General features: G+C 64.2%; 7 protein-coding genes, 4 rRNA genes and 1 pseudogene. 10 read left to right on the top strand and 2 right to left on the bottom strand.

Features of this window, described 5'->3' with window-relative positions:
* Positions 1-459: 459 nt before the first annotated feature.
* From B4U46_RS18975 to B4U46_RS18995, 5 genes are all read left to right on the top strand, one after another.
* Positions 460-1985: ribosomal RNA gene (locus tag B4U46_RS18975) — 16S ribosomal RNA — on the top strand.
* Between the two features lie 280 nt (positions 1986-2265).
* Positions 2266-5381: ribosomal RNA gene (locus B4U46_RS18980) — 23S ribosomal RNA — on the top strand.
* 74 nt (positions 5382-5455) lie between these two features.
* Positions 5456-5572, top strand: a 5S ribosomal RNA gene (gene rrf, locus B4U46_RS18985).
* Together the 16S, 23S and 5S rRNA genes form the textbook arrangement of a ribosomal RNA operon.
* A gap of 88 nt (positions 5573-5660) precedes the next feature.
* Positions 5661-6326, top strand: a complete 666-nt coding sequence (locus tag B4U46_RS18990; protein WP_123995811.1) for a hypothetical protein — start codon at positions 5661-5663, stop codon at positions 6324-6326.
* Positions 6327-6428: 102 nt separating this feature from the next.
* Positions 6429-7415 carry an aldo/keto reductase gene (locus B4U46_RS18995; RefSeq protein WP_079428954.1) on the top strand — a complete coding sequence of 329 codons (987 nt, stop codon included), beginning with the start codon at positions 6429-6431 and terminating at the stop codon, positions 7413-7415.
* Positions 7416-7717: 302 nt separating this feature from the next.
* On the opposite strand, the gene B4U46_RS19000 is transcribed toward B4U46_RS18995, so the two are convergent.
* Positions 7718-8896 (bottom strand): Cmx/CmrA family chloramphenicol efflux MFS transporter, encoded by a 1179-nt coding sequence (locus B4U46_RS19000; protein ID WP_079428955.1) that lies wholly within the window; start codon positions 8894-8896, stop codon positions 7718-7720.
* Between the two features lie 243 nt (positions 8897-9139).
* Between B4U46_RS19000 and B4U46_RS39110 the strand changes: the two are divergent.
* The 3 genes and pseudogenes from B4U46_RS39110 to B4U46_RS19010 all read left to right on the top strand — a co-directional run.
* A pseudogene (locus B4U46_RS39110) lies at positions 9140-9286 on the top strand (IS5/IS1182 family transposase); the annotation flags it as partial.
* A gap of 227 nt (positions 9287-9513) precedes the next feature.
* Entirely contained in the window at positions 9514-9954 is a 441-nt protein-coding gene (locus B4U46_RS19005; RefSeq protein ID WP_167747598.1) for an SCO4402 family protein, read from the top strand.
* A 104-nt stretch (positions 9955-10058) separates the two neighbouring features.
* Positions 10059-11603 carry an IS1182 family transposase gene (locus B4U46_RS19010; RefSeq protein ID WP_079423731.1) on the top strand — a complete coding sequence of 515 codons (1545 nt, stop codon included), beginning with the start codon at positions 10059-10061 and terminating at the stop codon, positions 11601-11603.
* A 59-nt stretch (positions 11604-11662) separates the two neighbouring features.
* Here the strand turns inward: B4U46_RS19010 and B4U46_RS19015 are convergent, their stop codons facing one another.
* A complete protein-coding gene (locus B4U46_RS19015) occupies positions 11663-12586 on the bottom strand; it encodes a quinone oxidoreductase family protein (RefSeq protein ID WP_079428956.1) in 924 nt (307 codons plus the stop codon).
* 90 nt (positions 12587-12676) lie between these two features.
* On the opposite strand from B4U46_RS19015, the gene B4U46_RS19020 reads away from it, so the two are divergent.
* Positions 12677-13147 carry a MarR family winged helix-turn-helix transcriptional regulator gene (locus tag B4U46_RS19020; RefSeq protein WP_079428957.1) on the top strand — a complete coding sequence of 157 codons (471 nt, stop codon included), beginning with the start codon at positions 12677-12679 and terminating at the stop codon, positions 13145-13147.
* Between the two features lie 517 nt (positions 13148-13664).
* Positions 13665-15190 (top strand): 16S ribosomal RNA (locus tag B4U46_RS19030).
* Positions 15191-15309: the final 119 nt, after the last annotated feature.

Here is a 15309-nt window from a genome sequence, read left to right on the forward strand (position 1 = left end):
CGCGGCAACCTACTCAGCACGATCTCCCACCGGGAACGAATTCGGCATGTCCGAATTCATTTCCGAAGGCCCGATTATCGGTTGCCGGGAAAATCCGCTAGAGTTCAGGAGTCGGAAGGGCCCAACAGCCCGGAAGACAAACCCCGCTGACTGGGGGTCAGGCCCGAAAGGATCTGATAGAGTCGGAAACGAAGAAAGAACGAAAGCCCGGAGGAAAGCCCGCGAGGGTGAGTACAAAGGAAGCGTCCGTTCCTTGAGAACTCAACAGCGTGCCAAAAATCAACGCCAGAAGTTGATACCCCGTCCACTTCGGTGGATGAGGTTCCTTTGAAAAAGACCTGTCGGGCCTTCGGGCACTGGCAGGCGACAAACACAGCGAGGACGTTGTGGTCAGTCGGTCTTATTCCGACCGTGACTGGCCCGCTCTTTCGTGCGTGTGCACCGGATTACCGGTAAACATTCATGGAGAGTTTGATCCTGGCTCAGGACGAACGCTGGCGGCGTGCTTAACACATGCAAGTCGAACGATGAACCTCCTTCGGGAGGGGATTAGTGGCGAACGGGTGAGTAACACGTGGGCAATCTGCCCTTCACTCTGGGACAAGCCCTGGAAACGGGGTCTAATACCGGATACGACTGCGGGAGGCATCTCCTGCGGTGGAAAGCTCCGGCGGTGAAGGATGAGCCCGCGGCCTATCAGCTTGTTGGTGGGGTAACGGCCCACCAAGGCGACGACGGGTAGCCGGCCTGAGAGGGCGACCGGCCACACTGGGACTGAGACACGGCCCAGACTCCTACGGGAGGCAGCAGTGGGGAATATTGCACAATGGGCGAAAGCCTGATGCAGCGACGCCGCGTGAGGGATGACGGCCTTCGGGTTGTAAACCTCTTTCAGCAGGGAAGAAGCGAAAGTGACGGTACCTGCAGAAGAAGCGCCGGCTAACTACGTGCCAGCAGCCGCGGTAATACGTAGGGCGCAAGCGTTGTCCGGAATTATTGGGCGTAAAGAGCTCGTAGGCGGCTTGTCACGTCGGATGTGAAAGCCCGAGGCTTAACCTCGGGTCTGCATTCGATACGGGCTAGCTAGAGTGTGGTAGGGGAGATCGGAATTCCTGGTGTAGCGGTGAAATGCGCAGATATCAGGAGGAACACCGGTGGCGAAGGCGGATCTCTGGGCCATTACTGACGCTGAGGAGCGAAAGCGTGGGGAGCGAACAGGATTAGATACCCTGGTAGTCCACGCCGTAAACGTTGGGAACTAGGTGTTGGCGACATTCCACGTCGTCGGTGCCGCAGCTAACGCATTAAGTTCCCCGCCTGGGGAGTACGGCCGCAAGGCTAAAACTCAAAGGAATTGACGGGGGCCCGCACAAGCGGCGGAGCATGTGGCTTAATTCGACGCAACGCGAAGAACCTTACCAAGGCTTGACATATACCGGAAAGCATTAGAGATAGTGCCCCCCTTGTGGTCGGTATACAGGTGGTGCATGGCTGTCGTCAGCTCGTGTCGTGAGATGTTGGGTTAAGTCCCGCAACGAGCGCAACCCTTGTCCTGTGTTGCCAGCATGCCCTTCGGGGTGATGGGGACTCACAGGAGACCGCCGGGGTCAACTCGGAGGAAGGTGGGGACGACGTCAAGTCATCATGCCCCTTATGTCTTGGGCTGCACACGTGCTACAATGGCCGGTACAATGAGCTGCGATACCGTGAGGTGGAGCGAATCTCAAAAAGCCGGTCTCAGTTCGGATTGGGGTCTGCAACTCGACCCCATGAAGTCGGAGTCGCTAGTAATCGCAGATCAGCATTGCTGCGGTGAATACGTTCCCGGGCCTTGTACACACCGCCCGTCACGTCACGAAAGTCGGTAACACCCGAAGCCGGTGGCCCAACCCTTGTGGAGGGAGCTGTCGAAGGTGGGACTGGCGATTGGGACGAAGTCGTAACAAGGTAGCCGTACCGGAAGGTGCGGCTGGATCACCTCCTTTCTAAGGAGCACAGTACCGATTGCAGGCAAATGTTCTGCACGGTCAGCTCATGGGTGGAACGTTGATTAGTTGGCACAGTCAGATCTGAGAAGTCGTGAGTACTGCTTCGGCGTGGAAAGCGTGATTCGATGAGTGACTGTGCTTGGCACGTTGTTGGGTCCTGAAGGCACGGCCGATTTGGTCAGTCTTCAGTGCCGGCCCCGGTAAAGCTCTGTTTCGGCAGGGTGTGACGGGTGGCTGGTCGTTATTTGAGAACTACACAGTGGACGCGAGCATCTGTGGCCAAGTTTTTAAGGGCGCACGGTGGATGCCTTGGCACCAGGAACCGATGAAGGACGTGAGAGGCCGCGATAGGCCCCGGGGAGCTGCCAACTGAGCTTTGATCCGGGGGTGTCCGAATGGGGAAACCCGGCAGTCGTCATGGGCTGTCACCCATGCCTGAACACATAGGGCATGTGGAGGGAACGAGGGGAAGTGAAACATCTCAGTACCCTCAGGAAGAGAAAACAACCGTGATTCCGGGAGTAGTGGCGAGCGAAACCGGATGAGGCCAAACCGTATGCGTGTGATACCCGGCAGGGGTTGCGCATGCGGGGTTGTGGGAATGAGCTTTCACAGTCTGCCGGCTGTGAGGCGAGTCAGAAACCGTATGGATAGGCGAAGGACATGCGAAAGGTCCGGCGTAGAGGGTAAGACCCCCGTAGCTGAAATCTGTACGGCTTGCTTGCTCATCTCCCAAGTAGCACGGGGCCCGAGAAATCCCGTGTGAATCTGGCGGGACCACCCGCTAAGCCTAAATATTCCCTGGTGACCGATAGCGGATAGTACCGTGAGGGAATGGTGAAAAGTACCGCGGGAGCGGAGTGAAATAGTACCTGAAACCGTGTGCCTACAAGCCGTGGGAGCGTCGGGATCTTCGGATCCTCGTGACTGCGTGCCTTTTGAAGAATGAGCCTGCGAGTTAGCGGTGTGTAGCGAGGTTAACCCGTGTGGGGAAGCCGTAGCGAAAGCGAGTCCGAATAGGGCGATTGAGTTGCACGCTCTAGACCCGAAGCGGAGTGATCTAGCCATGGGCAGGTTGAAGCGGAGGTAAGACTTCGTGGAGGACCGAACCCACCAGGGTTGAAAACCTGGGGGATGACCTGTGGTTAGGGGTGAAAGGCCAATCAAACTCCGTGATAGCTGGTTCTCCCCGAAATGCATTTAGGTGCAGCGTCGTGTGTTTCTTGCCGGAGGTAGAGCACTGGATAGGCGATGGGCCCTACCGGGTTACTGACCTTAGCCAAACTCCGAATGCCGGTAAGTGAGAGCACGGCAGTGAGACTGTGGGGGATAAGCTCCATGGTCGAGAGGGAAACAGCCCAGAGCATCGACTAAGGCCCCTAAGCGTACGCTAAGTGGGAAAGGATGTGGAGTCGCAGAGACAACCAGGAGGTTGGCTTAGAAGCAGCCACCCTTGAAAGAGTGCGTAATAGCTCACTGGTCAAGTGATTCCGCGCCGACAATGTAGCGGGGCTCAAGCGTACCGCCGAAGTCGTGTCATTGCAGCAATAGGGCCAACGCCTGCTGTGATGGGTAGGGGAGCGTCGTGTGCCGGGTGAAGCAGCAGCGGAAGCTAGTTGTGGACGGTTCACGAGTGAGAATGCAGGCATGAGTAGCGATACACACGTGAGAAACGTGTGCGCCGATTGACTAAGGGTTCCTGGGTCAAGCTGATCTGCCCAGGGTAAGTCGGGACCTAAGGCGAGGCCGACAGGCGTAGTCGATGGACAACCGGTTGATATTCCGGTACCCGCTTTGAAACGCCCAATATCGAATCCTCTGATGCTAAGGCCGTGAAGCCGTTCCGGACCCTTCGGGGAAAGGAAAGTGGTGGAGCCGCCGGCCCAAGGTGGTAGTAGGTAAGCGATGGGGTGACGCAGGAAGGTAGTCCAGCCCGGGCGGTGGTTGTCCCGGGGTAAGGGTGTAGGCCGAGGGGTAGGCAAATCCGTCCCTCATATAAGGCTGAGACCTGATGCCGAGCCGATTGTGGTGAAGTGGATGATCCTATGCTGTCGAGAAAAGCCTCTAGCGAGTTTCATGGCGGCCCGTACCCTAAACCGACTCAGGTGGTCAGGTAGAGAATACCGAGGCGTTCGGGTGAACTATGGTTAAGGAACTCGGCAAAATGCCCCCGTAACTTCGGGAGAAGGGGGGCCATTCCTGGTGATGAGACTTGCTCTCTGAGCTGGGGGTGGCCGCAGAGACCAGCGAGAAGCGACTGTTTACTAAAAACACAGGTCCGTGCGAAGCCGTAAGGCGATGTATACGGACTGACGCCTGCCCGGTGCTGGAACGTTAAGGGGACCGGTTAGTGACCTTTCGGGGTTGCGAAGCTGAGAACTTAAGCGCCAGTAAACGGCGGTGGTAACTATAACCATCCTAAGGTAGCGAAATTCCTTGTCGGGTAAGTTCCGACCTGCACGAATGGCGTAACGACTTCTCGACTGTCTCAACCATAGGCCCGGTGAAATTGCACTACGAGTAAAGATGCTCGTTTCGCGCAGCAGGACGGAAAGACCCCGGGACCTTTACTACAGTTTGATATTGGTGTTCGGTTCGGCTTGTGTAGGATAGGTGGGAGACTTTGAAGCAGCCACGCCAGTGGTTGTGGAGTCGCCGTTGAAATACCACTCTGGTCGTGCTGGATGTCTAACCTCGGTCCGTGATCCGGATCAGGGACAGTGTCTGATGGGTAGTTTAACTGGGGCGGTTGCCTCCCAAAGGGTAACGGAGGCGCCCAAAGGTTCCCTCAGCCTGGTTGGCAATCAGGTGTTGAGTGTAAGTGCACAAGGGAGCTTGACTGTGAGACCGACGGGTCGAGCAGGGACGAAAGTCGGGACTAGTGATCCGGCGGTGGCTTGTGGAAGCGCCGTCGCTCAACGGATAAAAGGTACCCCGGGGATAACAGGCTGATCTTCCCCAAGAGTCCATATCGACGGGATGGTTTGGCACCTCGATGTCGGCTCGTCGCATCCTGGGGCTGGAGTCGGTCCCAAGGGTTGGGCTGTTCGCCCATTAAAGCGGTACGCGAGCTGGGTTTAGAACGTCGTGAGACAGTTCGGTCCCTATCCGCTGTGCGCGTAGGAATATTGAGAAGGGCTGTCCCTAGTACGAGAGGACCGGGACGGACGAACCTCTGGTGTGCCAGTTGTCCTGCCAAGGGCATGGCTGGTTGGCTACGTTCGGGAGGGATAACCGCTGAAAGCATCTAAGCGGGAAGCCTGCTTCAAGATGAGTATTCCCACCTCCTTGAGAGGGTAAGGCTCCCAGTAGACGACTGGGTTGATAGGCCAGATGTGGAAGCCCGGTAACGGGTGGAGCTGACTGGTACTAATAGGCCGAGGGCTTGTCCTCAGTTGCTCGCGTCCACTGTGTTAGTTCTGAAGTAACGAACTCGCCTTGCCGGCTTGAGTTCAACTTCATAGTGTTTCGGTGGTCATAGCGTTAGGGAAACGCCCGGTTACATTCCGAACCCGGAAGCTAAGCCTTTCAGCGCCGATGGTACTGCAGGGGGGACCCTGTGGGAGAGTAGGACGCCGCCGAACAATCATTGTGGGAAAGCCCCGCACCAGTCATGGTGCGGGGCTTTTCTGCGTTTACGGCCAGAAGACCGGACGGCCGTAATCTGCATGGATGAGCAGTATGAGCAGCGGGGAGGCTGCGGTCAGCCAGAAGTGGCAGCGGAAGGGGAAGCCGAAGGGGAAGGGGGAAGGGACCGGGAGGGCCGCCGGCTACGACATGGCCGGGGTCGGGCTCCTGCTGCTGGCCGCGGCCGCGGGATGGAGCGACATGGTGCTCCTGGTCTTCGGGCACGTGGTGTCCGGGTGGGTGCTGTGCGTCGTCCTGGTCTGTGCGGCCGTGGTCGCCGCCGGTTTGCGCGCCCTGTGGCTGCGTTCCGAGGCCGGCCGGACGGTGGAGCACAGCCGGTCGGCCTTGATGTCCGGTCTGCGGGTAGTCGCTGCGACCGCGGCGGTGCTGAGCTGTGCGGCCGGCGCCCTCGACGAACTCGGCGCGGAGTACTACGTCCTGCACCCCACGGGCCCCGATGGCTGCACCGCCGTCGTCCGGGAGACCTCGTTCCTCGTACTCGGCAGCGGTGACGTCTATGCGATCGGCGCCAGCCACATCGGCTGGCGGCCGTCGGGCTCCTGGATCGCCGACGACGGCCACCGGCCCATCGCCGCGGGAACGTACGAGCTGGGCCGGCACGAGGACGGCGGCGGTTCGCTGACCGTGCACGGGACCCCCGGCGACCCCATCGTCTCGGGGGGCCTGGCGACGCTCGACTGCGGGAGCTGACCAGGGGAGCTGACCAGCCGGCACAGAGATCGTTTGACATGGAGTGCACTCCAAGTCATAGCGTCGGGGCATACGGTTTTCCAGCTCGGGGGAGGCATCGAAATGATCGACGCAGGCATCCGGTACTTGGGTGAACTCGCTGTGTCCGCACAGGGGTTGGGCTGCATGGGGATGAGCCACGGCTACGGGGACTCGGACGACGCGCAGTCGATCGCGACCCTCAACCGGGCCCTCGACCTCGGGGTGACCCTCCTGGACACCGCCGACTTCTACGGCTCCGGGCACAACGAGGAACTGATCGGGCGGGCCGTCGCCGGGCGGCGAGACGAGGCGGTCATCGCGACGAAGTTCGGCTTCGCCAACCGGCTGGGCGAGCCCACCGTGATCCGCGGCGACGCCGCCTACGTGCGCCAGGCGTGCGAGGCCTCGCTGCGACGCCTCGGGGTCGACCACATCGACCTCTACTACCAGCACCGGGTCGACCCGCAGGTGCCGATCGAGGAGACCGTCGGCGCCATGGCCGAGCTGGTCCAGGCCGGCAAGGTCCGCCACCTCGGGCTGTCGGAGGCCGGTGCGGAGACGATCCGCCGGGCCCACGCCGTGCACCCGATCACGGCGCTGCAGAGTGAGTGGTCCCTCTGGACCCGGGACCTGGAGGCGGAAGCTGCCCCGGTCTGCCGCGAACTCGGCATCGGCCTCGTCCCGTTCTCCCCGCTCGGCCGGGGCTTCCTCACCGGCCGCTACAACTCGGTCGAGGGCCTGGCGGAGACCGACCTACGGCGCACGCAGCCGAGGTTCGCCGACGGCAACCTCGACCGGAACCTGGCGATCGTCGCGAAGCTCGAGGAACTGGCCGCGGCCAAGGGCATCACCGCGGGCCAGCTCGCCCTGGCCTGGGTGCAGCACCGCGGCGAGGACGTCGTACCGATCCCCGGCACCCGGCGGGAGAAGTACCTCGAGGAGAACATCGCGGCGCTGTCCGTCGAGCTGACGCCCGAAGACCTGGCCGCCATCGAGGCCGCGGCCCCCAGCGAACAGATCGCGGGCGCCCGCTACGACGCGACGAGCCTGACCTTCGTCGACCAGTGAGGGACGGCCCACGAAGCCACCGCTAGGTGGCCCGGCCACCCCGGACCGTGGCGGGCAGGAAGACGGCGGGGGCGGGCGAGGGACGGGCCGCCGGCACGCTGGGTCCTCGCAGCGGTGTACCGCCCCGGTACGGGCGGCCGACAGCGCGGCGACGTCCTCGTTCCGCCCCGCGGCCCGTGCCATGTCGGCCAGGGCGACGGCGAGGAAGCCGGCCTCGGCGGCGACGTGCGCGGTCGGACGGGTGCGGCGGCGCTCCGCGAGCCTTCGGCGTCCCTCGATGTTCAAGGGGGCGTTCGGTGGTGTCACCGGAGCACCTTGGTGCTTCGGCCGGCCGTGATGGCGGTGAGGAGAGGGAACGCGATGAGCAGCGCTACCGCGACCAGGAGCCCGCTTGCCCAGAGCGGCCCGCGGTCTCCGGCTTCCGTGCCGAGGGTGGCCGCAGCGATGACGGGGCCGACGGCGGCGCCCACGTTGAGCGCCGCCGTCGCATACGAGCCGGCCATGGTGGGGGCTTCCGCGGCCTCGTAGAGGACCCGTGTGATCAGCGTGCTGCCCAGCGCGAACGACAGTGCGCCCTGCACGAACACGAGGATGAACAGGGCGACCGGCTCGTTGGCCAGCATCGCCAGGGCCGGCCAGCCGATGAGCAGCAACGGACCGCCGACTGCGATGACCGGACCAGGACGCCGGTCGGACAGCCGGCCGGCGACGGCGACGCCCACGGATGAACCGACGCCGAAAAGCACCAGAGCGACAGAGACCCACAACTCGCCCAGCCCGGCTCTGTCGGTCACCACGGGGGCGAGGAAGGTGAGGCTTCCGAAGGTTGCCGCGTTCACCAGCGCGCCAAGCACCATCACCAGAATCAACCGCGGCCGTGCGAGCTGAGCGAGCTCCGCTCGCAACGCCGGCCTTCCAGTCGCCTCATCCCCGTCGCCTCCTGCTGGGATTCCCCTCAGGATGCCGAGAGCTGCCGGCAGGCAGAGAGCGGCGACAGCCCAGAAGGTGGCCCGCCAGCCGAGAACCGTGCCGAGCACCGACCCACCGGGGACACCGGCGATCGTGGCCACCGTCGTGCCGGACAGCAGCACGGCCAGCGCGCGTCCCTTCCTGTCGGGCGAGACCAGCGTGGCGGCAGCCGTCAGAGCGACGGCAAGGAACCCTGCGTTCGCGAGCGCGGCGACGACTCGGGTGGCGAGCAGGACGGGGAAGCTTGTGGTGATGGCGCCCAAGGCGTGAGCTGCTGCGAAAGCGAGGACGAACCCGAGGAGGCTGGAGCGCCTGGGCCAGTTACGGGCAAGCGCGGCCACCAAGGGGGCCCCGACGATCATGCCGGTCGCGAAGGCCGAGGTGAGGGCTCCTGCTGTCCCGACCGTGACGTCAAGGTCCGAGGCGATGTCCGGCAAGAGGCCGGCGAGCATGAACTCCGAGGTGCCCATGGCGAAGACCGCCATGGCAAGCAGGTACAGCGGGAGAGGCATCGAGTGGCTCCGAGGTGAGGAGAGGCACGAGAAGGTCATCTCGTCACCGCGGCCAGCCCCAAGCGCACACTCGTTCCACCGCAGAAAGCGGTGTGCCGCAGGGCTACGAACTCAGTGGTTCAGGGGGCTGACGGCGTGACCGAAAGCCCCCACCTCGTCTGACTCAGGACTCGACATGCCCCGCACGCTATCCGACCGACGCCGGTCGAAGGTATGCGCGCTGGCCACCCTGGCTTCGCCATGCTGGTCCTGGAGAAGATCCGCGTGCCACGGCCAGGGCCGGGCAGCAGGCCCCGCAAGAAGCCGGACAGCCTCGCGGCCGACAAGGCCTACAGCAACGGGCCGTGCCGCGAATACCTGCGACGACGCGGTATCCGGCACACGCTCCCGGCCATCCCAGGGCCCGCCCGTCACCGTCGCGTCGATCCGCCTGTAGATCAGGCCACGATCAGGCAGACGAGGTGCTGGTCGTCCACCCGGCCCCCCTGACACGATCGGGGTGTGACCACGTTGTTCCTGATGGTCGGCCTAGGCCCGGCAGCTCGACGAGGGGCATGGCGCGAGGAGACGGTTCCGATGACCGAGGCCGGCCGGTGGCCGTCGTTCGCGGTGGGCCCGTGATCGATCACGGTATTGCGCTGCCTGAGCACCGCCTGCATATCGTGCCCGCGGTCGTGGCGCTGGCCAGTCCGACGTGGCAGCGGGAGGTGTGGCTCGATCCGGATCGGTTCGAGGACCTCGACTACACCGTGCACGTGCTCTTCGACGACTTCTGCGATGCGGACGACCCTCTGCCCTGGCTGGGGCAGTGCCTCCGCAGCGAGGAGGAGGTCGAGCTGATGGCACGACTCGGTGCTGCCTACGGCGCGGTACAGGAGGCGGTCGGCGCCGCCGCCCGCGACGAGGTCTATCTGGACTCGCCGGGTTGGCCGGGCGTGGTCGCCGCCGCGGCGCGGCTGGCCCAGGTGCTGGTGGCCAATGACCAGGCGGCGTTGAGCGGGTTGCACGCTGCCGGGCATCGCCGGCCGCCCGGCGCCGAGCCCGTCGACGGCGCTTAGAAGACTGATGAAGATGTTGGGTTCTGGCCCCGCCGCGTCAGCGGTGGGGCCAGACTCGTGTTGTGGTTCAAGGGGAGTGGGTCGGGGAGACGGTCGGACCTGATGTGTGGGCGACGTGCCGGGAGTTGATTCCGGCTGGGAGTGTGTTCGCGTTCCTGGCCGAGCACCGTGGCCGGTTGTTCCCCGCGGCGATGTTCGCGGACATGTATCCGTCGGCGAACGGGCGGCCGTCCATGCCGCCGCAGATTCTGGCCGCGGCGATCACATTGCAGGCCCTGCACGGCATGTCGGACTTCGAGACGGTCCAGGAACTGCGGTGTGACCTGCGGTGGAAGGCCGCGTGCGGGCTGGGACTGCATGACACCGCGTTCGACCCGTCGCTTCTGGCGTACTTCCGGCGCCGGCTGGCCCGCTCCACCAGCCCGAACCGGGCCTTCGAGGCCGTGCGGGAGGTCGTGAAGGCCACCGGTGTCCTCAGGGGCAAGCACCGGCGGGCACTGGACTCCACCGTGCTGGACGACGCGGTCGCCACCCAGGACACCGTCACCCAGATCATCGGCGCCATCCGGGTGGTGATCCGGGAAGTCCCCGGCGGCGCCGAGGCTGCCGCCGCGCAGTGCACCGCCCACGACTACACCGACCCGGGCAAACCCCGCATCACCTGGAACGATGCCCAGGCACGAGCCAACCTGGTCGACGCGCTCGTCGGCGACGCGGTCAGACTGCTCGGGCATCTGCCCGAGCAGGAACTGGGCGAGAAGGCAGCGAACGCGGTCGGCATCCTCGCGCTGGTCGCCGGGCAGGACGTGGAACCGGCCGAGGACTCCGACGGCCGTGACGGCCGCTGGCGCATCACCCAAGGGACCGCCCCGGACCGGATGATCTCCACCGTCGACCCCGAGTCCCGGCACATCCACAAGACCCGCTCCCATCAGCAGGACGGATACAAGGCCCACCTCGCCGTCGAGCCGGAGACCGGGTTATACACCGCCGTCGCCCTGCGGCCCGGGGCCGGGCCAGAGCACCACGAGGCAGCCGTCGGCCTTGAACTGCTGGCCGAGGAGGACACCCCGGTGGACGCCTTCGGTGACACCGCCTACTCCACCGGCGACGCCCGCCAGGCCCTCGAAGAGGCCGGACACCGGCTGTTCCTCAAACCCGCCCCGCTGCGGCCGGCCGTCCCAGACGGCTTCACCCTCGACGACTTCGCCATCGACACCTCGGCCGCCACCGTGACCTGCCCCCAAGGCCACACCGTCGGCCTGTCCGAGCCCGGCGGCCGCCACCACCAGCGCAGGGCCGTCTTCGGGAACGTGTGCACCCGATGCCCGCTGCGTGAGCAGTGCACCAAGGCCAAAGCCGGACGCGTCCTGACCATCCGCCCCCACCACGATCTCCAAGCCGCGGCCCGCCGCCAGGCCGCCACCGACCCCGCCTGGCAGGCCGACTACCGCCGCTGGCGGCCACCAGTCGAACGTGCCGTCGCCTGGCTCGTCCACCACGGCAACCGCCGACTCCGCTACCGGGGCACCATCAGCAACAACGCCTGGCTCCACACCCGAGCAGCCGCCCTCAACCTCCGCCGCCTGATCAACCTCGGACTCACTCACACAGGCGGCACCTGGCACCTCGCACCGGCCATCACATAACCAGAGGGGCCGCCCGGCCTACGGCCGGACGGCCCCTCAACAAGATCTTCATCAGTCTTCTAGGGGACGAGGACCACCTTGCCGCGGTTGCGGCGCTGCTCGATGACCGCGTGGGCGCGAGCCGCCTCCGCGAGGGGGATCTCCTCGTGGACAGTGGTGCGCAGGGTGCCGGCTGCGCGCTGCTCCCAGAGCTCGCGCTGCCAGCGGGCGTACAGGTCGGGTCGGCCGAGGGCGATGGCCCGCATCTGGAAGCCGATCACCGAGGCGCCGCGCACCAGCAGCTCGTACGCCTCCACCGTGCCGCCGCCGGAGCTGAAGGCCACCAGCCGGCCGCCCATGGCCAGGGCGCGCACGGCCGGGCCCAGCAGCTCGCCGCCGACGCCGTCGAGGATGACGTCGTACGGGGCTCCCCAGTCGGCGTCCTCGTACAGCACGACCTCGTCGGCGCCCAGCCCGCGCACGAAGTCGGCCTTGTCGGCGCTGCCGACGGCGGCGACGACCCGTCCCGCCCCTCCGGCCTTGGCGAGCTGGAGGGCGAGGGTGCCCACCGCGCTGGCCGCCGCCGTGATGAGCACCGACTGGCCGGGCTGTACCCGCCCGGCCTCGAACGCCCCGCGCGCCACGAGCCCGCTGCGGACGAGGGCGACCGCGTCCACGGCGGTGGCGTCGTCCGGGACGGTGGTGGCGAGCGCGGCGTTCAGGACGGCGTACTCGGCGTAGGCGTCGGCGAAGCACAGTCCGGTGACGCGGTCGCCGACGGCGAAGCCGGTGACGTCCGCGCCGGTGGAGACGACGGTCCCGGCGACCTCCCCGCCGAACGAGACAGGCCCGCTGCCCTCGCGGACCTTGCGGACGGTGGGCAGCGTGACGCCGATCGCCCCGGTACGGACGAGCAGCTCCCCGGGGGCCGCCTCCGGGCGGTCGACCTCTTCGGCGAACAGGACTTCCGGCCCACCGTTGACCTCGTGGCGGATGCGCAGCACAGGACCTCCCCCGATCCGTTTTCATTGGGTGCCCCAACGATATGGCTAAGGTCGTGGGGAAGTCCAATGATTTCTGGGTAGGGTGGCTGCATGGTCAAGTCCCAGCCCTCACCGCCCCCTTCGTCCTCGGCCCTCGCGCACATCCAGTCCCTGCCCAGTTGGCTCGTTGGCCGCGTCGCGGCGCGCGGGCGGGGCCTGGTCGCCGACGCGATCGCGGCGGAGGGGCTGAAGCTGATGCAGCACGCGGTGCTGGCCGCAACTGCCGAGTACGGTCCCGTCGCACAGGCGGACCTCGGCCGCCGGCTCGCGGTGGACCCGAAGGACATGGTCGGGATCCTCAACCACCTCCAAGAGGCGGGCCTGGTCCTGCGGGCCCCGGACCCGGCCGACCGCCGCAAGAACGCGGTGACGGTGACCCCGGAGGGAGAGGCGGCCCTGGCCCGCTGCGCCACCCTCGCGGAGGAGGCGAACGAGCAGCTCCTGGCGCCGCTGACGGCGGATGAGCAGGGCGTGTTGATGGAGCTGTTGAGGCGTGTCCATGAGGCCCCCACCTCGTTTTGACACCCCTGGGGGCCGGATGTAGAGTCAAACGGTTGCCTCGAACCGGAGAGGTTCGGCGACACCCACCCCGCAGCGAATCGAATTCCATGTGGGGTGCACTCGACTCTTCATTCGGAACGTCGAAGCCGGGAAATCCGGTGGAAAACTTCTGATAGAGTCGGAACCGCCGGAAAGGGAAAGCGCGAAAGCGCAGAACCTGGAAAGCACCGAGGAAGTCGGGCCCGAAAGAGTCTGATAGAGTCGGAAACGAAGAAAGAACGAAAGCCCGGAGGAAAGCCCGAGAGGGTGAGTACAAAGGAAGCGTCCGTTCCTTGAGAACTCAACAGCGTGCCAAAAATCAACGCCAGAAGTTGATACCCCGTCCACTTCGGTGGATGAGGTTCCTTTGAAAAAGACCTGTCGGGCCTTCGGGCGCTGGCAGGCGACAAACACAGCGAGGACGTTGTGGTCAGTCGGTCTTATTCCGACCGTGACTGGCCCGCTCTTTCGTGCGTGTGCACCGGATTACCGGTAAACATTCATGGAGAGTTTGATCCTGGCTCAGGACGAACGCTGGCGGCGTGCTTAACACATGCAAGTCGAACGATGAACCTCCTTCGGGAGGGGATTAGTGGCGAACGGGTGAGTAACACGTGGGCAATCTGCCCTTCACTCTGGGACAAGCCCTGGAAACGGGGTCTAATACCGGATACGACTGCGGGAGGCATCTCCTGCGGTGGAAAGCTCCGGCGGTGAAGGATGAGCCCGCGGCCTATCAGCTTGTTGGTGGGGTAACGGCCCACCAAGGCGACGACGGGTAGCCGGCCTGAGAGGGCGACCGGCCACACTGGGACTGAGACACGGCCCAGACTCCTACGGGAGGCAGCAGTGGGGAATATTGCACAATGGGCGAAAGCCTGATGCAGCGACGCCGCGTGAGGGATGACGGCCTTCGGGTTGTAAACCTCTTTCAGCAGGGAAGAAGCGAAAGTGACGGTACTTGCAGAAGAAGCGCCGGCTAACTACGTGCCAGCAGCCGCGGTAATACGTAGGGCGCAAGCGTTGTCCGGAATTATTGGGCGTAAAGAGCTCGTAGGCGGCTTGTCACGTCGGATGTGAAAGCCCGAGGCTTAACCTCGGGTCTGCATTCGATACGGGCTAGCTAGAGTGTGGTAGGGGAGATCGGAATTCCTGGTGTAGCGGTGAAATGCGCAGATATCAGGAGGAACACCGGTGGCGAAGGCGGATCTCTGGGCCATTACTGACGCTGAGGAGCGAAAGCGTGGGGAGCGAACAGGATTAGATACCCTGGTAGTCCACGCCGTAAACGTTGGGAACTAGGTGTTGGCGACATTCCACGTCGTCGGTGCCGCAGCTAACGCATTAAGTTCCCCGCCTGGGGAGTACGGCCGCAAGGCTAAAACTCAAAGGAATTGACGGGGGCCCGCACAAGCGGCGGAGCATGTGGCTTAATTCGACGCAACGCGAAGAACCTTACCAAGGCTTGACATATACCGGAAAGCATTAGAGATAGTGCCCCCCTTGTGGTCGGTATACAGGTGGTGCATGGCTGTCGTCAGCTCGTGTCGTGAGATGTTGGGTTAAGTCCCGCAACGAGCGCAACCCTTGTCCTGTGTTGCCAGCATGCCCTTCGGGGTGATGGGGACTCACAGGAGACCGCCGGGGTCAACTCGGAGGAAGGTGGGGACGACGTCAAGTCATCATGCCCCTTATGTCTTGGGCTGCACACGTGCTACAATGGCCGGTACAATGAGCTGCGATACCGTGAGGTGGAGCGAATCTCAAAAAGCCGGTCTCAGTTCGGATTGGGGTCTGCAACTCGACCCCATGAAGTCGGAGTCGCTAGTAATCGCAGATCAGCATTGCTGCGGTGAATACGTTCCCGGGCCTTGTACACACCGCCCGTCACGTCACGAAAGTCGGTAACACCCGAAGCCGGTGGCCCAACCCTTGTGGAGGGAGCTGTCGAAGGTGGGACTGGCGATTGGGACGAAGTCGTAACAAGGTAGCCGTACCGGAAGGTGCGGCTGGATCACCTCCTTTCTAAGGAGCACAGTACCGATTGCAGGCAAATGTTCTGCACGGTCAGCTCATGGGTGGAACGTTGATTAGTTGGCACGGTCTTCTGGATGGATCACGAGTACTGCTTCGGCGTGGAAAGT

Source organism: Streptomyces katrae (assembly GCF_002028425.1).
Lineage (GTDB): Bacteria > Actinomycetota > Actinomycetes > Streptomycetales > Streptomycetaceae > Streptomyces > Streptomyces katrae_A.

Excerpts from the sequence above, each read along its gene's own strand:
- B4U46_RS19000 (WP_079428955.1), bottom strand. The coding sequence starts at position 8,896 with ATGCCTCTCCCGCTGTACCTGCTTGCCATGGCGGTCTTCGCCATGGGC.
- B4U46_RS18990 (WP_123995811.1), top strand. The coding sequence starts at position 5,661 with ATGAGCAGTATGAGCAGCGGGGAGGCTGCGGTCAGCCAGAAGTGGCAG.
- B4U46_RS19020 (WP_079428957.1), top strand. The coding sequence starts at position 12,677 with ATGGTCAAGTCCCAGCCCTCACCGCCCCCTTCGTCCTCGGCCCTCGCG.
- B4U46_RS18995 (WP_079428954.1), top strand. The coding sequence starts at position 6,429 with ATGATCGACGCAGGCATCCGGTACTTGGGTGAACTCGCTGTGTCCGCA.